18 protein-coding genes are annotated in these 19148 nt (G+C 66.8%); 13 read left to right on the forward strand and 5 right to left on the reverse strand.

From position 1 onward, the window contains the following. The first annotated feature begins 65 nt into the window (after positions 1-65). Positions 66-2366, forward strand: coding sequence for a Tex family protein (locus U1E69_RS07195; RefSeq protein ID WP_322243674.1), 2301 nt, complete (start codon positions 66-68; stop codon positions 2364-2366). Between the two features lie 68 nt (positions 2367-2434). On the opposite strand, the gene tldD is transcribed toward U1E69_RS07195, so the two are convergent. Both tldD and U1E69_RS07205 read right to left on the reverse strand, forming a co-directional pair. Then, on the reverse strand, positions 2435-3856 hold the full coding sequence (gene tldD / locus U1E69_RS07200; RefSeq protein ID WP_322243675.1) for a metalloprotease TldD: 1422 nt from the start codon (positions 3854-3856) through the stop codon (positions 2435-2437). A 53-nt stretch (positions 3857-3909) separates the two neighbouring features. Continuing rightward, positions 3910-4656: an alpha/beta hydrolase gene (locus tag U1E69_RS07205; protein ID WP_322243676.1), complete on the reverse strand. Its 747-nt coding sequence runs from the start codon at positions 4654-4656 to the stop codon at positions 3910-3912. 223 nt (positions 4657-4879) lie between these two features. On the opposite strand from U1E69_RS07205, the gene coxB reads away from it, so the two are divergent. From coxB to U1E69_RS07265, 12 genes are all read left to right on the forward strand, one after another. Continuing rightward, the gene (coxB, locus tag U1E69_RS07210) at positions 4880-5791 is read left to right on the forward strand and encodes a cytochrome c oxidase subunit II (RefSeq protein WP_322243677.1); all 912 of its coding nucleotides are present in this window, start codon (positions 4880-4882) and stop codon (positions 5789-5791) included. 73 nt (positions 5792-5864) lie between these two features. Next, positions 5865-6809 (forward strand): heme o synthase, encoded by a 945-nt coding sequence (cyoE, locus tag U1E69_RS07215; RefSeq protein ID WP_322243678.1) that lies wholly within the window; start codon positions 5865-5867, stop codon positions 6807-6809. Between the two features lies 1 nt (position 6810). After that, the gene (locus U1E69_RS07220) at positions 6811-7005 is read left to right on the forward strand and encodes a hypothetical protein (protein ID WP_322243679.1); all 195 of its coding nucleotides are present in this window, start codon (positions 6811-6813) and stop codon (positions 7003-7005) included. Beyond that, positions 7002-7598: a cytochrome c oxidase assembly protein gene (locus U1E69_RS07225; protein WP_322243680.1), complete on the forward strand. Its 597-nt coding sequence runs from the start codon at positions 7002-7004 to the stop codon at positions 7596-7598. Before U1E69_RS07220 ends, U1E69_RS07225 begins: the two co-directional genes overlap by 4 nt. Positions 7599-7624: 26 nt before the next feature. Continuing rightward, a complete protein-coding gene (locus U1E69_RS07230) occupies positions 7625-8425 on the forward strand; it encodes a cytochrome c oxidase subunit 3 (RefSeq protein ID WP_322243681.1) in 801 nt (266 codons plus the stop codon). A 67-nt stretch (positions 8426-8492) separates the two neighbouring features. After that, positions 8493-9161, forward strand: a complete 669-nt coding sequence (locus U1E69_RS07235; RefSeq protein WP_322243682.1) for an SURF1 family protein — start codon at positions 8493-8495, stop codon at positions 9159-9161. Positions 9162-9172: 11 nt separating this feature from the next. Next, on the forward strand, positions 9173-10561 hold the full coding sequence (thrC, locus tag U1E69_RS07240) for a threonine synthase (RefSeq protein WP_322243683.1): 1389 nt from the start codon (positions 9173-9175) through the stop codon (positions 10559-10561). Positions 10562-10697: 136 nt separating this feature from the next. Then, positions 10698-11957, forward strand: coding sequence for a pitrilysin family protein (locus U1E69_RS07245; protein WP_322243746.1), 1260 nt, complete (start codon positions 10698-10700; stop codon positions 11955-11957). Next, complete coding sequence (locus U1E69_RS07250) at positions 11957-12541, forward strand: GNAT family protein (protein WP_322243684.1); 585 nt, start codon at positions 11957-11959, stop codon at positions 12539-12541. The genes U1E69_RS07245 and U1E69_RS07250 overlap by 1 nt, the downstream gene beginning before the upstream one ends. A gap of 129 nt (positions 12542-12670) precedes the next feature. Then, positions 12671-13186: a DUF1697 domain-containing protein gene (locus U1E69_RS07255; RefSeq protein WP_322243685.1), complete on the forward strand. Its 516-nt coding sequence runs from the start codon at positions 12671-12673 to the stop codon at positions 13184-13186. 75 nt (positions 13187-13261) lie between these two features. Further along, positions 13262-14062, forward strand: coding sequence for an MBL fold metallo-hydrolase (locus U1E69_RS07260; RefSeq protein ID WP_322243686.1), 801 nt, complete (start codon positions 13262-13264; stop codon positions 14060-14062). A 44-nt stretch (positions 14063-14106) separates the two neighbouring features. Continuing rightward, positions 14107-15516: an FAD-binding oxidoreductase gene (locus tag U1E69_RS07265; RefSeq protein ID WP_322243687.1), complete on the forward strand. Its 1410-nt coding sequence runs from the start codon at positions 14107-14109 to the stop codon at positions 15514-15516. 320 nt (positions 15517-15836) lie between these two features. Here the strand turns inward: U1E69_RS07265 and U1E69_RS07270 are convergent, their stop codons facing one another. From U1E69_RS07270 to U1E69_RS07280, 3 genes are all read right to left on the reverse strand, one after another. Then, entirely contained in the window at positions 15837-16376 is a 540-nt protein-coding gene (locus U1E69_RS07270) for an adenine phosphoribosyltransferase (RefSeq protein ID WP_322243688.1), read from the reverse strand. A 10-nt stretch (positions 16377-16386) separates the two neighbouring features. Next, positions 16387-17253: an S-methyl-5'-thioadenosine phosphorylase gene (locus tag U1E69_RS07275; protein ID WP_322243689.1), complete on the reverse strand. Its 867-nt coding sequence runs from the start codon at positions 17251-17253 to the stop codon at positions 16387-16389. A 215-nt stretch (positions 17254-17468) separates the two neighbouring features. Further along, positions 17469-18617, reverse strand: a complete 1149-nt coding sequence (locus tag U1E69_RS07280; RefSeq protein WP_322243690.1) for a benzoate/H(+) symporter BenE family transporter — start codon at positions 18615-18617, stop codon at positions 17469-17471. Positions 18618-19148 lie beyond the last annotated feature (531 nt).

Here is a 19148-nt window from a genome sequence, read left to right on the forward strand (position 1 = left end):
TGGCGGCGGGCTTCACCCTTGCCGGGCGCGCGGCTAAGCTGCCCGCCCCAGACCCGAGGATTCGCATGAGCCTGACCCAGATCCCCCGCCTGATCGCCACGGAAATCGCGGCGACGCCCCAGCAAGTCACTGCGGCGGTCGAGCTTCTGGATGGCGGGGCCACGGTGCCCTTCATCGCGCGCTACCGCAAGGAAGTGACGGGGGGCCTCGACGACACCCAGCTGCGCAAGCTGGAAGAACGGCTTGGGTATTTGCGCGAGCTGGAGGCGCGGCGGGGAGCCATCCTGTCCTCGATCACCGAGCAGGGCAAGCTGACCGACGATCTGGCCCGGTCCATCGCGGGGGCGGTGACCAAGGCCGAGCTTGAGGACATCTACCTGCCCTACAAGCCCAAGCGTCGCACCAAGGCGATGATCGCGCGCGAGGCGGGGTTGCAGGGGCTGGTGGACGCGATCCTGGGCAACCGGTCGGCGGACCCGGCCGCCTTGGCGGGCGGGTTCCTGTCCGAGGGCTTTGCCGATGCCAAAGCCGCCTTGGAGGGGGCGCGGGACATCGTCGCCGAGGGTCTGAGCGAGGATGCTTCCCTGCTGGGCCGGCTCCGCGATCACATGCGCAAGGCGGGGAAGCTGGCGGCGAAGGTGGTGGCGGGCAAAGAGGTCGCAGGGGCGAAGTTCAGCGATTACTTCGCGCATACCGAGGATTTCAGCCGTGTGCCCAGCCACCGCGCCTTGGCGATGTTCCGGGGGCGGAATGAGGAGTTCCTGACGCTGGACCTTGAGGTGGACGCAGATGCGCCCCGTGGCGAAAGCCCGTCCGAGCGCGCTTGCGGGGCGGCCGTCGGCGCCTCGGCGTCCGGTCCGGGCGACAAATGGCTGCGCGAAGCGGCGGCCTGGGCCTGGCGGGTGAAGCTGAAGACCAGCTTGACGCTGGACCTCATGGCGGAGCTTCGTGAGGCGGCAGAGGCGGAAGCGATCCGGGTTTTTGCGCGCAACCTCAAGGATTTGCTGCTGGCGGCTCCGGCGGGCGGCAAGGCGACGATGGGGCTGGACCCCGGCATCCGGACAGGCGTGAAGGTGGCCGTCGTGGATGCGACGGGCAAGGTCGTGGCGACGGATACGGTCTATCCGTTCCAGCCGAAGAACGACGTGCGCGGGGCTCAGGTTGCGATCGCCCGGGCCATCGGACAGCACGGGGTCAAGCTGATCGCCATCGGCAACGGCACCGCCAGCCGCGAGACCGAGAAGCTGGTGGCGGACCTGCTGGCGCTGCTGCCTGCGGGCGCGGAAAAGCCGACGAAGGTGATCGTGTCCGAGGCCGGGGCCTCGGTCTATTCCGCCAGTGAACTGGCCGCGCGAGAGTTTCCCGATCTGGATGTGTCCTTGCGCGGGGCGGTCAGCATTGCCCGGCGCTTGCAGGACCCGCTGGCCGAACTGGTGAAGATCGAGCCGAAGGCCATCGGGGTCGGTCAATACCAGCATGACGTCGACCAGCACCGGCTGGGCAAGTCGCTGGAAGCGGTGGTGGAAGACGCGGTGAACGCGGTGGGGGTGGACCTGAACACCGCCTCCGCCCCCTTGCTGGCGCGGGTGTCCGGTGTCGGGCCGGGACTGGCCGAGGCCATCGTGGCGCATCGGGATCAGAACGGGCCGTTTGCGACGCGCAAGGACCTCTTGAAGGTCGCGCGGCTGGGGCCGAAGGCGTTCGAACAGGCCGCTGGGTTCCTGCGGATCACCGGGGGGAAAGAGCCGCTGGACGCCTCAAGCGTGCACCCGGAAGCCTATGAGGTGGCCCGCAAGATCGTTGCAGCCTGCGGGCGGGACATTCGCGCGATCATGGGCGATGGGTCGGCGTTGAAGTCGTTGAACCCGGCGAGTTTCGTGGACGAAAGGTTCGGCCTGCCCACAGTGAAGGACATCCTGTCAGAGCTGGAAAAGCCGGGCCGGGACCCGCGGCCATCGTTCAAGACCGCGACCTTTGCCGACGGGGTGGACGAGATCGGGGATCTCAAACCTGGAATGGTGCTGGAGGGGACCGTGACCAACGTCGCGGCCTTCGGGGCCTTCGTGGATATCGGCGTGCATCAGGACGGGCTGGTGCACGTGAGCCAGCTGTCGGACAGTTTCGTCAAGGACCCGCATGCGGTGGTGAAGGCCGGGGACGTGGTCAAGGTCCGGGTGGTCGAGGTCGACGTGCCAAGGAAGCGGATCGGGCTGACGATGAAGTCGGACGGCGGGGCCTCGGCCAAGGATCAGGCGCGCGAGCGGGGGCCCGGACCGTCGAAGCCCGTCCGGGGGCCAATGGCGGCTGGGCCTGCGACAGGTGGGAATGCCTTCGCGGATGCATTGAAGGGCAAGTTCGGGCGGTAGTGCGGGCAAAATCCTTAAGTAAGGATTTTGGCAAATTTCTTACTCAAGAAATTTGGGTTGCGCCCCGGTCAGGCGGCAGCGCCACCGACCGTCAGGCCCTGGATCAGCAGCGTCGGCTGGCCCACGCCCACCGGAACCCATTGCCCGGCCTTGCCGCAGTTGCCGATGCCGGGGTCCAAGGCAAGGTCGTTGCCGATGGCGCGGATGCCTTTCAGCGCTGTGGCCCCATCGCCGATCAGGGTTGCCCCCTTGACCGCCTCGCCCACCACACCGTTGCGGACGCGGTAGGCCTCGGTGCAGGAGAAGACGAACTTGCCGCTGGTGATGTCGACCTGGCCGCCGCCGAAGCCCACGGCGTAGATGCCGTCCTTCAGGCTGGCCACGATCCCCGCGGGGTCGTCCTGGCCGGAAAGCATGTAGGTGTTGGTCATCCGCGGCATCGGGATATGCGCAAAGCTTTCGCGCCGCCCGTTGCCGGTGGGGGCCACCCCCATCAGGCGGGCGTTCTGGCGGTCCTGCATGTAGCCGACGAGGACCCCATCCTCGATCAGCACGTTCTTGGCTGACGGCGTGCCCTCGTCATCGATGGAGATGCTGCCGCGCCGGTCCGGGATCGTGCCGTCATCAAGGACAGTGACGCCCTTCGACGCGATCTGTTTCCCCAAAAGCCCGGCGAAGGCCGAGGTTTCCTTGCGGTTGAAGTCGCCCTCCAGCCCGTGGCCGATGGCCTCGTGCAAAAGGATGCCGGGCCAGCCGGGTCCAAGGACGACGTCCATCACGCCCGCAGGGGCTTCGACCGCGCCAAGGTTGACCTGGGCGATGCGCAGGGCTTCGGCGATCATCGGTTTCCAGGTCCCGGGCGACATCAGCTGCGCCAGACCGTGACGGCCGCCCTGGCCCATGCCGCCCTGTTCGCGGCGGCCGCCGTCCTCGATCATCACGCTGACATTGATCCGGGCCATCGGGCGGATGTCGGCGATCCTTGTGCCTTCGGGGCGCAGGATCTCGACTTCCTGCAGGCTGGCCGAGAGGGTGGCAGAGACCTGGACCACGCGGGGGTCCAGGGCGCGCGCATAGGCGTCAAGTTCGCGCAGAAGTTCGATCTTCACCGGAAAGGCGGCGTCTGCCATCGGGTCGTCGGCGCGGTAAAGCCGGGTATTGGTGCCGCGCGGCGGCGGCGCGAGCGTCCCGCCGCCGACGCCCACGGCAAGGCGCGCGGTCTCGGCCGCGCGGCGCAGGGCAGTTTCAGTGATCTCGGTCGAATGGGCGTAACCGGCGACTTCGCCCCGCACGGCGCGCAGGCCGAAGCCCTGCGACGCGTCATAGGTCGCCTGACGGATGCGGCCATCGTCCAGGACAATCGACTCGGCCCGGCGGCGTTCGAGGAACAGCTCGCCATCGTCAGCCCCGTCGGTCGCAGCGCGCAGGGTGGCAAGGGCTGCGGCCTCGTCCAGATGGGTCTCGAACGGGCGGAAGGGGGCGTCGGTCATGGCGGGGGCTTTCTGGAAGGGTCCTGCAGAGATGGGCCGCTGCGGGGGCAGGGTCAAGGTGTGACGGTCCGGTCGATGAAATCGGCCCCCGCGGCCCAGGTGGCAGGATCGAACAGCGCCTCATGCCCGACTGGGCCAAGGGAGAGGAAGGTCTTGGGGTCCCGTGCCGCGTCGAAAAGGCGACGGCCAAAGCCTGGCGGGATCACCCGGTCCGCCTCGCCATGCAGGATCAGGATCGGGGCGCGGACGGCACCGATGTGGTCGCGTGAGCGGAACTGGTCCTTCATCAGAAGGCCCACCGGAAGCCAGGGATAGGCCGCGCGGGCGATGTCGACGGCGGCGGAGTAGGGGGCCTCCAGCACCACGGCTCCGACAGGGTTGGCGGCGGCAAGCTGCACGGCGGGGCCGGTCCCCAGGGATTCTCCGACCAGGACGATCCGGTCGGGTGTCACCCCGTGGCTGCGCAGGTGATCGTAGGCGGCCTTGGCATCGGTCAGAAGCCCCGCCTCGCTGGGCGTTCCGGTGGAGCCGCCATAGCCGCGCCAGGACAGGAACGCCACGCCAAACCCCCGGGACTGGTAGAAGGCGAGGCGGTCGGCGCGGTCGGCGATCTCGCCCCCGTTGCCGTGCAGGAAAAGGACGGTGGGCCGGTCCGCGCGGGCCGGGCTGGTCCACAGAACAAGGATCTCGCCATCCGGGGTGGCAAGCGCCATCCGCTGGACGCCGGCGAGGTCCAGCGTCTGGGGGGCGGGGTCGCGGTGGGTTGGGAAATACTGCAGGTCCCGCTGCCACAGATACATGCCGGACAACAGGGTTGCGTACAGGACGCCAAAGGTCGCGAGGGTCAGCTTGAGGATGGCCAGAGCAGTGCCTCCAGGGGTCAAACGCGCGATTTGTCGCGACGGTTTTGCTTGTCGCGGCCAAGCTAATATGGTTTGAGGGCCGTGGGAAATGGCGGGATTCTGACCTTGGTCGGGTCCCATGAAAGCGGCGCCAAGCCGCGACGTGAACGGGAACAAAAGCATGCGTCTTTCGACAGTGATCGGCGGGATCGCCGCGGCGGGCATGACCACGCTGGTGGCCGGGCAGGCCCTTGCGCAGCAAGCCTTGGAAATCATTGGGCAACCAGTGCAGGGCGGGATGGGTTTCCAGCCCTCGGCGACCGAGCTGAAGCATGACATCGTCTGGCTGGACACGATGATCAACTACATCATCGGCGCCATCGTCGTCTTCGTGACCGGGCTTCTGATCTACACGATCCTGCGCTTCAACCGCCGCGCCAACCCGACTCCCGCCCGCTTTACCCACAACAGCCCGCTGGAAGTGGCATGGACCATCGTCCCGATCGTGATCCTGGTCTTCATCGGGGCCTTCTCGCTGCCGATCCTGTTCAAGCAGCAGGAAATTCCGGTGGGCGAGGTCACCATCAAGGCGACCGGCAACCAGTGGTACTGGAACTACGAATATGTTGACGAAGGCATTGCTTTTGACAGCTACATGATTGGCTCGCCCGCCACCGGCGGCACCAACATGATGACCCCCGAGGTCGAGGCGCAGCTGAAGGCCGCGGGCTATGGCAAAGAGCAGTTCCTTCTGGCGACCGACACCGCCGTCGTCGTGCCGGTGGGCAAGGTCGTCGTGGTGCAGGTCACCGCGTCGGACGTGATCCATTCCTGGAAGATCCCGGCCTTTGGCGTCATGCAGGATGCGGTCCCTGGCCGTACTGCCGCGCTGTGGTTCAAGGCGGACCAGGAAGGCATCTTCTTCGGCCAGTGCTCCGAGATTTGCGGCCAGATGCACGCCTACATGCCGATTACCGTGAAGGTCGTGTCGGAAGCGGCCTATGCGCAGTGGCTGGAAAAGGCCAAGGCTGGCGATGTCCAGCTGTCCAGTGTGGACGCCCCGGCAGCGGTCGAAGTGGCCTCGAACGACTGAGGCCATTGAACGGAAATGCAGGAGACGGGGCTTGGCGCGGGTCAGGCCCCTCCTGTCTGGAACAGGTCCGAGAATGAGCGATACGACCGCATATCAGGGCGCGACCGCCACTCCGTATGAGCCGGGGTTCGGCGATTATGTGCAGCTCTTGAAGCCGCGCGTGATGTCGCTGGTTGTGTTCACGGCGCTGGTGGGCCTGCTGGTTGCCCCCGTGCATCTGCATCCGGTCGAAGCCTTCTCGGCGATCCTGTTCATCGCGCTTGGGGCCGGGGCCTCGGGGGCCTTGAACATGTGGTGGGACGCCGACATCGACGCGGTGATGAAGCGGACCGCGCGCCGTCCGGTCCCGGCTGGAAAGGTCGCCGGGGGCGAGGCGCTGGGGCTGGGCATGGCCCTGTCGGGGATCAGCATCGTCATGCTGTGGCTGGCAACGAACTGGGTCGCAGCGGCTTTGTTGGCCTTCACGATCTTCTTCTACGCCGTCGTCTATTCGATGTGGCTGAAACGCACGACCCCGCAGAACATCGTGATCGGGGGGGCCGCCGGGGCCTTCCCGCCGATGATCGGCTGGGTCTGCGCGACCGGGTCCATCTCGGTCGAGGCGTTCCTGATGTTCGCGCTGATCTTCATGTGGACTCCGCCACACTTCTGGGCGCTCGCGCTGTTCATGAAGGAAGACTACCACACCGCCGGCGTGCCGATGCTGACGGTGACGCATGGCCGCAAGGCGACGCGGGCGCATATCCTGATCTACACGCTGCTGCTGGTCCCCGTGGCGCTGGGCGCAGCGGTGACCTCGATTGGCGGTCCGTTCACGCTGGCCGTGGCCGTTGTGCTGAACGCCTGGTTCGTCATCGGTGCCTGGCGCATCTGGCGGCGGGACGAGGCGGTGGCCGAGGCCGACAAGTATGCCGTCGAGAAAGCTTTCTTCCGCTTTTCGCTTCTGTACCTCTTCCTGCATTTCGCGGCCTTCCTGGTGGAGCTGGCGCTGAAATCCGCAGGGCTTGGGGGCTGGTGACATGACTTTCCGTCCCGAACATGAACTGCACAAGCGCCGCTTCAGCCGGAACCTTGGGCTTGGCCTGACGCTGGTCGCCTTTGTCGTGCTGGTCTTTGCGCTGACCGTGGTCAAGGTGCAGCGTGGCGAGCCGCTGCAGGGCTTTGATCACACCTATTCGCCCGCTCTGCTGCCCAAGGAGGAGACCCAGCCATGATCTTCCCGCGTCTTCAGGGCAACAACCGGACGCTGGCCATGCTGGCATCGCTTGTTGTCGGGCTGACCTTCACCACCATCGTGATCATCCCGCCGTTCTATGACTGGTTCTGCCGGGTGACTGGCTTTGGCGGCACGACCGCGGTCGCGGAAACCGGGGCTGACACGATCCTGGACCAGACGGTGAAGGTCCGCTTCGACGCCTCGCTGGAACAGGGGATGCCCTGGACCTTCAAACCTGTCGAGCGGTCGATGGACATCCGCATCGGCGAAACCGGGCTGGCCTTCTACGAGGCGCACAATCCCACCGACCGTCCGGTCGCGGGCACGGCGACCTTCAACGTCTATCCCTATGCGGCTGGCGGCTTCTTCACCAAGATCGAATGCTTCTGCTTCACCGAACAGGTGCTGCAGCCGGGTGAAACCGTGCAAATGCCGGTCAGCTTTTACGTCGACCCTGCGATGGTCGAAGACATCGAAGGCCAGTTTGTGCACGAGATCGTGCTGAGCTATACCTTCCACGAAACTCCGCTGCCCGAAGAACAGGCAGCCCTGGATACGCCCGCTGCGGACACCGAAGCCGCAGTGAACTGAGAAAAGACAAAGAGGGAACCGCCGGCATGGCACACGCAAAGAACCACGACTACCACGTCCTGCCACCGTCGATCTGGCCGTTCTTCGGAGCCGTCGCCGGCTTCGTGATGCTGTTCGGCTCGGTCCTCTGGATGCATGGCTCGGGGCCCTGGCTGGGGCTGATCGGTCTGGCTGGGGTGCTGTACGTGATGTACGCGTGGTGGGCGGAAGTGGTGCATGAGGGCCAGACCGGCGATCACACGCCGGTCGTGCGGCTGGGGCTGCGCTATGGCTTCATCCTGTTCATCATGTCGGAAGTCATGTTCTTCTCGGCCTGGTTCTGGACCTTCTTCAAGCACCGGCTTTATCCGATGGGGCCGAACAGCCCAGCTATCGACGGCGCCTGGCCGCCCGCCGGGATCGAGACCTTCGATCCCTGGCACCTGCCCTTCATCAACACGCTGATCCTGCTTCTGTCGGGCTGCGCCGCGACCTGGGCCCACCATGCCCTGGTGCACGAAAACAACCGCCGCGACCTGATCAACGGCCTGATCATCGCCATCGGGCTGGGCGTGATCTTCACCGGGATGCAGGCCTACGAATACAGCCACGCGGCCTTTGGTTTCGCCGGTAACATCTATGGCGCGACCTTCTTCATGGCGACCGGTTTCCACGGCTTCCATGTCATTATCGGGACGATCTTTCTGACCGTCTGCCTGATCCGCGCGATGAAGGGGCACTTCACCCCCGAGAAGCACGTCGGCTTCGAGGCGGCCGCCTGGTACTGGCACTTCGTCGACGTGGTCTGGCTGTTCCTCTTCGCCACGATCTACGTCTGGGGCCAGTAAACCCAAGGCCACAGATACGGGTCAGCGCGGGCCTTCGGGCCTGCGCTTTCATTTCCGGGGTAAGCCCATGCGCCGCTATCTCTTTCCCATCATCCTGGGCGTCTCCGGGGTTGTCGTCCTGATGAGTCTGGGCTTCTGGCAGCTTGCCCGGATGGAAGAGAAGCGCGCCTATCTGGACGAGATCGAGACGCGGATCGCCAATGCTCCGATCCCGCTGCCCGCCGTGCCCGAGGAGGGGCCGCACAAGTTCCAGGCGGTGACGGCCGAGGGTCGGTTCACGGGCGAGTATCTGGAAGTGCTGGCAGGGCAGAAGGGCGCCACCCCCGGCGTCATGGTGATCGAGGCTTTCGTTCTGCCCGACGGCCGCCGGATCATGGTCCAGCGCGGCTTCGTCGAGGAAGAGGCCAGGGCAACTCCGCGCCCACCGCACGAGGCGAAGGTCGCGGGCAACCTGCACTGGCCGGACGACACTGGCAGTTCGACCCCGCCGCCGGATCAAAAGACCGGCCTCTGGTTTGCGCGAGACGTTCCGGCGATGGCGTCCAAGCTGCAGACGGAACCGACACTTATTGTCGCCAGCGCGCCAACCGGTGACGGGATCGCGCCGATGCCGGTGGATACCTCGGGTATACCGAACAACCATTGGGGCTATGCGATCCAGTGGTTCCTCTTGGCGGCGACCTGGGCGGGGATGACAGTCTTCCTCCTGTGGCGTATCAGGACGCGGAAGGTTTGAAGGCGATGACCATGCACTACGTTTCCACCCGCGGCACAGCGCCGATCCTGAGCTTCGGCGAGGCGATGATGACGGGCCTGGCCCGCGACGGCGGGCTTTATGTGCCCGGGACCATTCCAGTGCTGACCATTGCCGAAATTGCCGCTCTGGCGGGCGCGCCTTATGAAGAGGTCGCCTTCAAGGTGATGCGGCCCTATCTGGGCGGGTTCTTTGCCGACGACGAATTCCGGGGCCTGATCGCCAAGGCCTACCAGGGCTTCCACCACGCGGCCCGCGCGCCGATGGTGCAGCTGGGGTCGAACCATTTCCTTCTGGAGCTGTTCCACGGGCCCACGCTGGCCTTCAAGGACTTCGCCATGCAGCTGATCGGCCAGATGATGCAGGCCGCACTGGCAAAGACCGGCGAGCGGATCACCATCGTCGGTGCCACCAGCGGCGACACCGGATCGGCGGCGATGGAGGCGTTCCGGGGGCTGGCAAACGTCGATGTGTTCATCCTCTTCCCGCATGGCAGGGTGTCTGATGTGCAGCGGCGGCAGATGACCACGCCGTCTGAGGCGAACTGTCACGCATTGGCCATCGACGGCGACTTCGACGAGGCGCAGGCCCGCGTAAAGGACATGTTCAACGACTTTGCCTTCCGCGACGGGGTGCGGCTGGCGGGGGTGAACAGCATCAACTGGGCGCGGGTGCTGGCGCAGGTGGTCTACTACTTCTATGCCGGGACCGCGCTTGGGGCACCGCACCGTGAGGTCAGCTTCACCGTGCCCACCGGCAATTTCGGCGACATCTTCGCGGGCTATATCGCCAAGCGGATGGGGCTGCCGATCGACAAGCTGGTGATCGCCACGAACCAGAACGACATCCTGGACCGCGCCCTGCGGTCGGGGGACTACCGGACGAACGGGGTCAAGCCCTCGATCAGCCCATCGATGGACATCCAGGTCTCGTCAAACTTTGAACGCGCGTTGTTCGACGCCTATGGCCGCGACGGGGCGGCAGTGGCGCAGCTGATGGGCGAGATGAAGGCGGGCGGGTTCAAGATCAGCCAGGGGGCGATTGAAAGCCTGCGGGGCACCTTTGCCTCGGGCCGGTGTGATGAGGACGAGACGCTGGCTGTGATCGCGCGGCACTGGAAGACGACGGGAGAGCTTCTGTGCCCACACTCCGCCGTGGGCGTGAAGGTGGCCGAAGAGCATCTGGGGGCAGCACCGATGATCACGCTGGCCACCGCGCATCCGGCGAAGTTCCCCGATGCGGTGCAGCGCGCGACCGGTGTGCGGCCTGGCCTGCCGCCGCACATGGCCGACCTCTTCGACAAGCCCGAGCGGATGACACGGGTGCCCAACGACCTCGCGTCGCTGCAGGCGCTGGTGCGCGACCGGATCGCTCGTCGGTGACTTCGTCCCTCCTCGCTGCGGCAAGCCCCTGCGACGAGAAGACGAAGTCGCACGAGGAGCGTTCCGAAGCGCCCCTTTTCCATCCCGCGCCGGGGTTGTATCACCTGCCAACATGACCAAACGATCGGACCCGATCTTGACCCAGCGCCTGCACACCCTGCCCAACGGATTCCGCATCGTCACCGAGGCGATGCCGGGCCTGCAATCCGCGTCCGTCGGCCTGTGGGTCGAGGCCGGGGGGCGGCACGAGACCTCTTCCCAGAACGGCATCGCGCATTTCCTGGAGCATATGGCCTTCAAGGGGACCCGGCGCCGGTCGGCCCTGCGGATCGCCGAGGAAATCGAGGATGTTGGCGGCTATATCAACGCCTACACCAGCCGCGAGATGACGGCGTATTACGCGCGGGTGCTGTCGCAGGACGTCGTAATGGCGCTGGACGTGATCGCGGACATCGTGCTGAACCCGGTGTTTCGCAAGGCCGATATCGAGACCGAGCGTCACGTGATCCTGCAAGAGATCGGGCAGGCACTGGATACGCCCGATGACATCATCTTCGACTGGCTGCACGAAGTCAGCTACCCCGACCAGCCCTTCGGCCGCACGATCCTGGGGCCGGAAGAGCGGGTAGCCTCGTTCCGCAAGGCAGATTTCGAGGGCTTCACCGGCGCACATTACGGCCCCGACCAGATGATCCTGTCGGCGGCGGGGGGCGTGGAGCATGACGCCATCGTCGCGGCGGCCGAGCGCATCTTCGGCGGGCTGAAGCCGGTGGGGGCGTCCAAGGTCGAAGCCGCGCGCTTCGTCGGTGGCGAACGGCGCGAAGTGAAGGACCTGGAACAGGTGCATTTCGCGCTGCAGTTCGAAGGGCCGGGCTACCGCGACGACAAGGTCTATACCGCGCAGGTCTATTCGACGGCGATGGGGGGCGGCATGTCCAGCCGCCTGTTCCAGAAGATCCGTGAGGACCGGGGGCTGTGCTATTCGATCTACGCCCAATCCTCGGCCTATGAGGATACCGGGCAGCTGACCGTCTATGCCGGAACCTCGGAAGCCGAGATCGGCGAGTTGACCCAGCTGACCATCGCTGAATTGAAGCGGGCTGCCGACGACATGAGCGAGGCCGAGGTCGCGCGGGCGCGGGCGCAGCTGCGGGCAGGGCTGCTGATGGGGCTGGAAAGCCCGTCCAGCCGCGCTGAACGCAATGCGCGACTGTTGTCGATCTGGGGCCGGGTGCCGGATGTGGCCGAGGCAGTGGCGAAGATCGATGCCGTCGATACCGCCGCCGTGCGCGGCTATGCTGCCGAGTTGACGGCGGCGAAGGCGGCGCTGGCGATCTATGGCCCGGTGGCCCGTGCTCCGGGCATCGACGAGGTCCGCAAGGGACTTGCCGCCTGATGCTGGGCCTCAAGCGCCGTGTGAGGGTGGAGACGGAGCGGATGACGCTGCGGCTTCCGGAACATGGCGACTGGCGGCAATGGTCGGACCTGCGCCAGGCCTCGGCCGAGTTCCTGATCAAATGGGAGCCGGTCTGGTCCAACGACCACCTGACGCGGCGGGCCTTCACCAATCGCGTCTACTGGGCCCAGCGAGCGGAATCGCAGGGCCAGGCGTTGCCGGTGCTGCTGATCCGGCGCGACGATCAGCAGCTTCTGGGGGCGCTGACGCTGGACAATATCCGCAGGGGGCCGTCGCAGACCGGGACTTTCGGCTACTGGATCGGCGAGCCCTTCGCGCGGCAGGGCTACATGCGCGAGGCGATCCTGGCGCTGACCCACCACGCCTTCACCCGGATGGACCTGTCGCGACTGGAGGCGGCGTGCCTGCCCGAGAACCTGGCCTCGCGCGGGGTGCTGGAAAAGTGCGGCTTCAAGTACGAGGGCGTCGCGCAAAGCTACCTGCAGATCAACGGGCGCTGGCGGAACCATGTGCTTTACGCCAACCTGCGCGGCGACCGGCGCGGGCGCACCGACGTCGGCTGACGGGTCGGGCGGGTTTTGAATTGAGCGCGTGCCGCGCAAGGCTTTTGTCTCGCGGTTTTGCGTGAAGAACGCAAAATCGCTCGGGTGCCTCCGGCGGGGATATTTGCGCAAGTGTGAAAGACGTTCGGGATGGCCGTTTGCGTGGCGCTTTTGCGGGGGGTGAATGTCTCGGGCGCGGGGAAGCTGCCGATGGTGGAGTTCCGGGAGATGTTGGCGGAGTTGGGGTTCGGGGCGGTGCGGACCCATATCCAGTCCGGGAATGCGGTCTTCGACAGCGATCTTCCGGCGGCGGTCCTGGAGCGGATGATCGAGGGCGCGGTGGCGACGCGGTTTGGCTTTGCGCCAGAGACCTTTGTGCGAAGTGCCGAAGAGATCGGCGAAGCGCTGGTGGGCCACCCGTTTGGCGACGCCGACCCTGCCCGGGTTCATGTCTTCTTCCTGCGCGAGACGCCTGCGCCCGACGCGGCCAAGCTGCGCGCTCTGGCCCTGCCGGGGGATGGCTGGCACATCGGGCCGCGCCGCTTGACGCTGCACACCCCGGCGGGCATCGGGCGGTCGAAGCTGGCGGCGAAGCTGCCGCTCGACGGGCCGATGACTGCCCGAAATCTGCGCACGATTGCGGCTTTGGCCGCCTTGGCGGGGTGATCGCGCATCCGTGATCATGGCTGCGCGTGACGCAAGGGCAATCCGGGTTACCCTTTGCGAAATCCGGAGGTGACCATGCGCCTGCTAGCCGCCCTTGTCCTGCTTGCGACGCCAGCCGTGGCGCAGGACCGCATCCCATCGCACTGCATTGCCGTGGCGGCGGGCGCGCCTTCGGTGGTGCCGGTGGCGCTGGAGGAGGGGCTTGAGGCGGACAGCGTCCTTGTCCGCTACATCGACCATGCCAGCTTTGCCATCGTCACGGCGGACGGGACTGTCGCAGTGACCGATTACACCGGGTATCTCGGGACGGCGGACCTCGTGCCGGACGTGGTCACGATGAACAACGCCCATTCCACGCATTGGACCGCGGCCCCTGACCCGCGCATCCCGAATGTGCTTGAGGGCTGGCCAAACGGCAGCGGCCCGGCGGACCACCGGCTGGACCTTGGCGCGATGCTGGTCCGGAACGTCACCACCGACACCCGGGGTCCGTTCGGCGAAGGCGCGCGGCGGGATGGCAACTCGATCTTCATTTTCGAGGCGGCGGGGCTTTGCATCGGTCATCTGGGGCATCTGCATCAGATCCCCTCGGACGAGCAGTATGCGGCCATCGGGCGGCTGGACGTGGTGATGGTGCCGGTCGATGGCGGCTACACCATGCGACTTGAGGACATGGCGGGCGTGGTGAAGCGGCTGCGATCTTCCGTCGTGATCCCGATGCACTGGTTCAGCCAGGGGTCGCTGGATCAGTTTCTGGCCGAGATGGCGGCGGAATTCACCGTGGTCGAGACCGGCGGCGCGCAGATTGCGCTGTCGCTGGATGATCTGCCGTCGCAGCCGACGATCATGGTGCTGGAACCGGCCTATCTCGACTAGCCTCTCCGGCTGCCCTTGATATGAAGGGCGGGAAGGAGACGCCGATGCTGAACCCCTGCGATCCCGATTTCGTTGCGACATTGGCGGCGCTGGTGCCAGAAGGCACGTTGTCCGCGCCCGAGCCGCGGTATCTGGAGGAGCCCAGGGGCCGCTGGACCGGTGAGGCCGGGGTTCTGGCCCGGCCCAGGACGACGGCAGAGGTTGCGGCGGTGGTGCGGGCCTGCACTGCCGGACGGGTGGGCGTAGTGCCGGTCAGTGGCGGGACGGGGTTGGTCGGGGGGCAGATCATGACCTCTGGTCCGGCGCCGGTCCTTTTGTCGCTGGAGCGGATGGCAGCGCTGCGCGGGGTCTGGCCCGAAGAAAATGCGCTGGTGGTCGAGGCGGGGATGGTGCTGGCCGATGTGCAGGCCGAGGCGACGAAGGTCGGGCGGCTGTTCCCCTTGTCGCTGGCGTCGGAGGGCAGTTGCCGGATCGGGGGAAACCTTGCGGCCAATGCCGGGGGGACGGCGGTCCTGCGCTATGGCAATGCGCGGGATCTGTGCCTGGGGCTGGAGGCGGTGCTGCCGGACGGCAGCGTCTTCAACGGGTTGACGCGGCTGCGCAAGGACAACGCGGGCTATGACCTGCGCCATTTGCTGATCGGGTCCGAGGGCACGCTGGGCGTGATCACGGCGGCGAGCCTGAAGCTTTTCCCGCAGCCTGCAGCGCGGGTGGTGGGGCTTTTGGCGGTACCGTCGCCCACCGCTGCGCTGCAGTTGCTGGCACTGTGTGGCGCGCGGGCGGCCGGGATGGTCTCAGCCTTCGAGCTGATTCACCGGATGGGGTTCGACTTCCTGGAGGAGACCGGCTTCGATCTGCGCGCGCCGTTCGATCCGGTGCCGGAGTGGCTGGTGTTGCTGGAACTGGAACTGCCCGGCGGTCTGGAGCCGGAAGTGACGATGGCCGGGCTTTACGAGGCCGGGGCCGAGGCGGGGCTGGTGACTGACGGCGTGATCGCGACCTCGCAGGCGCAGGCGGCGGCGATCTGGGCCTTGCGCGAGACGATCCCCCTGGCGAACCGCAAGGTTGGCGCGGTGTCGAGCCATGACATCTCGTTGCCGCTGTCGGCGATCCCGGGGTTCATTGCCGAGGCACCGAGGGCGATTTCCGGGCTGGGGGACTTCCGGGTGAACTGCTTTGGGCATCTCGGCGACGGCAACCTGCATTGGAACGTCTTCCCGGCGCGGGGGCATGGCAAGGCCGAACATGAGGCGGTGCGCGACGAGGTGAAGCGGGTGGTGCATGACATGGTGCACGCTCGGGGCGGGTCGGTCGCGGCAGAGCACGGGGTGGGGCGGCTGAAGGTTGCGGACCTGGCGCGTTATGCGGACCCGGGAAAGCTGGCGGCGATGCGGGCGATCAAGGCGGCACTGGACCCGGCGGGGATCATGAACCCAGGAGCGGTGCTGGGGTAAGCCCCCGCTCGTCGATGACTTCGTCACTCCTCGCTCTGGCGCGCGCCGGTCTCCGGCGTGTGCACATCGTGCGCGAGAAGGGGGGCCGGGATTGAAACATCCCCGCCGCAGGAAATCTGCGACGGGGTGCTTTGGGGGTGTGTGGGTCACGCTGTGGGTAGCAGCGCGATCAGGGTGGGTAGCCCTGACAAGCACCGGTGTAGGGTGATTCTCTTTCAGGACGGTTAACGGAAGCCCCCCTGGCCGCGCGGGGCGCCGATTTCTTCGAGGAAATCGGTGCGGAGTTTTCGAAAACTCCGGTAGCGCCCGGTTTGCCGGGGTCAGAGTCCTTCGAACGCGCAGAGGGCGTGGACATCCATCCCCATCGATTCCAGCTTTGTGCGGCCGCCAAGGTCGGGCAGGTCGACGACAAAGGCGCAGCCGACGACCTCGGCCCCAAGGCGTTCGATCAGGCGGATTCCGGCCTCGGCGGTGCCCCCGGTGGCCAGAAGGTCGTCGACGAGAAGGATCTTTTCGCCGGGTTGCATGGCGTCGTCGTGGACCTCGACCACCGCCTCGCCGTATTCCAGCTTGTAGGCCTGGGAGATGGTCTGGCCGGGAAGCTTGCCCTTCTTGCGGATCGGGACGAACCCAGTCGACAACTGGTGCGCCACCGCGCCGCCCAGGATGAACCCGCGCGCCTCCAGCCCCACGACCTTGTCGATGCGCATCCCGGCATAGGGGGCCAGAAGCTGGTCGACACACATCCGAAAACCGCGGGGATCGGCGAAAAGGGTGGTGACGTCGCGGAAAAGGATACCTTCGTGCGGGAAGTCGACGATGGTGCGGATGTAGTCCTTGACGGTCTTGCGGGGGGTCATCTGGGGTTCCTCAAAGGACGCGGGCGGCGATGGCGTCGAGCTTTGCCAGAAGCTCGGGGTCGCGCTTGTCGGGGGCGGTCATGATGGCGTGTTGGAGCGCGCGGTCGCAGCCGTGGCGGCAGGGTTGGCGGTCGGGGGCCAGAAGGGCGGGCAGGCGGGCGACCAGGCCGCGGGCGGCGGCGGCGTTGGCCTGGACGACGGCGATGACCTGGGCGACGTCCACCGCGCCGTGGCTGTCGTGCCAGCAGTCATAGTCGGTGACCATCGCGAGGGAGGCGTAGCACAGCTCGGCTTCGCGGGCGAGGCGGGCCTCGGACAGGCCGGTCATCCCGATCACGTCGGCACCCCAGGTCCGGTACATCCGGCTTTCGGCGCGGGTGGAGAACTGGGGGCCCTCCATCGAGAGGTAGGTCGCGCCGGTGTGGACTGTGAGGCCTTCATCGCGGGCGGCCTGGGCGGCGAGGGCACCAAGGCGGGGGCAGGTCGGATCGGCCAGGCTGACGTGCGCGACGCAGCCGGGGCCGAAGAAGCTGGGCGCGCGCTGGGTGGTGCGGTCGATGTACTGGTCGACGAGGACGAAGTGGCCGGGCTCGAACTCCTCCCGCAGGCTGCCCACAGCCGAAACGGCGAGAAGGTCGGTGCAGCCAAGGCGCTTCAGGGCGTCGATGTTGGCCTGGTAGGGGACCGAGGTCGGGCTATGGACATGGCCGCGACCATGCCGGGGCAGGAAGGCGACGGGGAGGCCGTTCAGGCGTCCGACCAGCACCTCGTCCGAGGGCTTGCCCCAGGGGGTCTTCACCTTCACCCAGGACGCGCCTTCAAGGCCACCCAACTGGTAGACCCCCGATCCGCCGATCACTCCGAGCATGGTCTGCATGGCGGCTCCCCTGGGGTTGGACGGGGCGGAGGATAGCGGGGTGGGGCGGTCCTGTCCACGGTGGACAATCGCAGCGATGGCAGGGTTTTCAAGGGGTTGGGCGCGGGCGTTCGGGAAACGTCAGGAATAGCCCTGGCGGGCGGCTCGTCGATGACTTCGTCACTCCTCGCGGGGGAAAGCCTTGCGACGAGGAGACGAAGTCGAACGAGGAGCGGTCAGGTGCGGCCTGGTTTCAGGTGGTCGATGCCCCAGGCCAGAAGCCCGACCATCAGCCCCCAGAAGGCCGCACCGATGCCGAAAGCGGCCATACCCGACGCCGTGGTCACCAAGGTCAGCGTGGCGGGCAAGCGCTGGTCGGGGTGGGCGAATGCCGCTGTCAGCGCACCCATCAGCGGACCAAGCAGCGCGAGCGCCACCAGGGCTGCGACCACGGGGGCAGGCAGGGCGGCGATCAGTTGCAGGACCGTGGGGCTGAGCAGGCCCAGAAGCACCCAGACCCCGGCATAGGCGAGGCCGACGATCCAGCGGCGATCCTTGTCCGGGTGGACATCCGGCCCAAGGCAGATCGCGGCAGTGATCGCGGCCATGCTGACGGTATGCGCCCCGAAGAAGGCGGTCACCGTGGAGATCAGGCCGGTGGTGGTCAGCGCGGCAGAGACGGGCGGCTCATACCCCGCGGCGCGCAAGGTCGCAAAGCCGGGCAGGTTCTGCGAGGCCATTGTCACGAGGTACAGCGGCAGGGCCAGGCCAAGGATCACGCCGGGGCGGAACGAAGGGGCTGTGAACTCCAGCAGCGGGGTGGTCAGTCGTAGGCTGGAGAGGTCCGCTCCGGTCAGAAGAGCCAGGATGATGCCGATTGCAAAGGCCGCAAGGGTCGCCATCGCGGGATTCCAGAGCCGGACCACCAGGAACACGGCAATCATCGGAAGGACAAGCATCGGCAGGGTCTGGGCCGCAGTCGCACCTTTCAGGCAGAACGGAAGGAGGACCCCGGCCAGCATACCGGCGGCGATGCCGTCGGGGATGCGGGCGACGAGCGCCCCCAAGGGTCGGATCAGGCCGGTTGCGGCGATGAGGAGGCCGGTCACGACGAAGGCCCCCACGCCCTCGGCGAAGCTGATGCCTTCGGTGGCGGCGATGAGGGCCGCGCCGGGTGTGGACCAGGCGAGGACGACAGGGATCCTGGAACTCCACGACAGAAGGGCAGAGCCGACCGCCTTGCCCAGGCTGATCGCCAGAAGCCAGCTTGCGGTCTGTTCGGGGGTCGCCCCCAGCGCAGTGGCGGCGGCCAGCAGGATTGCCACCGAGGCGGCATAGCCGACAAGCGCGGCCACGGTCGCGGCAGATAGGACAGAGGCCCGCATGCTGTCTCCAAACGACCTGGCTTCAAATGCCCGGAACGACGGGACTATTTCGCGGGTGTTGGCGGGCTGCAAGGGGGAAAGCCGGCGACCCTCAGGGAGGAGGAGAGAGGGCCGCCGGAAGATCGGCGCACCCCGGGAGGAGGATGGGGCGTCCGATGCCGGTCGGGCCTTTGCGGCCCGGAAAGGGGGCGACGATGCCAGGGAGGAGGGTTGGCACCGTCGCTGGTCCGTTCGGCCCCGGGAGGAGGGTGGAGCCTTGGGATGGTTTGCGCGGCGGGACCAGGGAGGAGGGTTGGTCCCGCCGCAAGTACCAGGCAACCCGGGAGGAGGGTGGGCGCCCGATGGATATGAGCCTTTTCGGCTCGGAATGGGGGCGGCGGTGTCCAGGGAGGAGGAGAGGACACCGCCGCGATCCTTCAGGCCCTGGGAGGAGGAGCGGGCCTTGGGATGGTCTGCGCGGCGACGCCAGGGAGGAGGGTTGGCGCCGCCGCAGTACCAGGTGCCAGGGAGGAGGAGAGGCACCCGATCAGG

The sequence above is a fragment of the Tabrizicola sp. genome, from assembly GCF_034366665.1.
Classification (GTDB): Bacteria; Pseudomonadota; Alphaproteobacteria; order Rhodobacterales; family Rhodobacteraceae; genus Tabrizicola.

What these genes read in the sequence shown, in the direction of transcription:
- tldD (WP_322243675.1), bottom strand. Translation starts at nt 3,856, where the DNA reads ATGACCGACGCCCCCTTCCGCCCGTTCGAGACCCATCTGGACGAGGCC.
- U1E69_RS07230 (WP_322243681.1), top strand. Translation starts at nt 7,625, where the DNA reads ATGGCACACGCAAAGAACCACGACTACCACGTCCTGCCACCGTCGATC.
- U1E69_RS07220 (WP_322243679.1), top strand. Translation starts at nt 6,811, where the DNA reads ATGACTTTCCGTCCCGAACATGAACTGCACAAGCGCCGCTTCAGCCGG.
- thrC (WP_322243683.1), top strand. Translation starts at nt 9,173, where the DNA reads ATGCACTACGTTTCCACCCGCGGCACAGCGCCGATCCTGAGCTTCGGC.
- U1E69_RS07235 (WP_322243682.1), top strand. Translation starts at nt 8,493, where the DNA reads ATGCGCCGCTATCTCTTTCCCATCATCCTGGGCGTCTCCGGGGTTGTC.
- U1E69_RS07250 (WP_322243684.1), top strand. Translation starts at nt 11,957, where the DNA reads ATGCTGGGCCTCAAGCGCCGTGTGAGGGTGGAGACGGAGCGGATGACG.
- U1E69_RS07275 (WP_322243689.1), bottom strand. Translation starts at nt 17,253, where the DNA reads ATGCAGACCATGCTCGGAGTGATCGGCGGATCGGGGGTCTACCAGTTG.
- coxB (WP_322243677.1), top strand. Translation starts at nt 4,880, where the DNA reads ATGCGTCTTTCGACAGTGATCGGCGGGATCGCCGCGGCGGGCATGACC.
- cyoE (WP_322243678.1), top strand. Translation starts at nt 5,865, where the DNA reads ATGAGCGATACGACCGCATATCAGGGCGCGACCGCCACTCCGTATGAG.
- U1E69_RS07270 (WP_322243688.1), bottom strand. Translation starts at nt 16,376, where the DNA reads ATGACCCCCCGCAAGACCGTCAAGGACTACATCCGCACCATCGTCGAC.
- U1E69_RS07280 (WP_322243690.1), bottom strand. Translation starts at nt 18,617, where the DNA reads ATGCGGGCCTCTGTCCTATCTGCCGCGACCGTGGCCGCGCTTGTCGGC.
- U1E69_RS07260 (WP_322243686.1), top strand. Translation starts at nt 13,262, where the DNA reads ATGCGCCTGCTAGCCGCCCTTGTCCTGCTTGCGACGCCAGCCGTGGCG.
- U1E69_RS07225 (WP_322243680.1), top strand. Translation starts at nt 7,002, where the DNA reads ATGATCTTCCCGCGTCTTCAGGGCAACAACCGGACGCTGGCCATGCTG.
- U1E69_RS07255 (WP_322243685.1), top strand. Translation starts at nt 12,671, where the DNA reads ATGGCCGTTTGCGTGGCGCTTTTGCGGGGGGTGAATGTCTCGGGCGCG.
- U1E69_RS07195 (WP_322243674.1), top strand. Translation starts at nt 66, where the DNA reads ATGAGCCTGACCCAGATCCCCCGCCTGATCGCCACGGAAATCGCGGCG.
- U1E69_RS07265 (WP_322243687.1), top strand. Translation starts at nt 14,107, where the DNA reads ATGCTGAACCCCTGCGATCCCGATTTCGTTGCGACATTGGCGGCGCTG.
- U1E69_RS07205 (WP_322243676.1), bottom strand. Translation starts at nt 4,656, where the DNA reads ATGTATCTGTGGCAGCGGGACCTGCAGTATTTCCCAACCCACCGCGAC.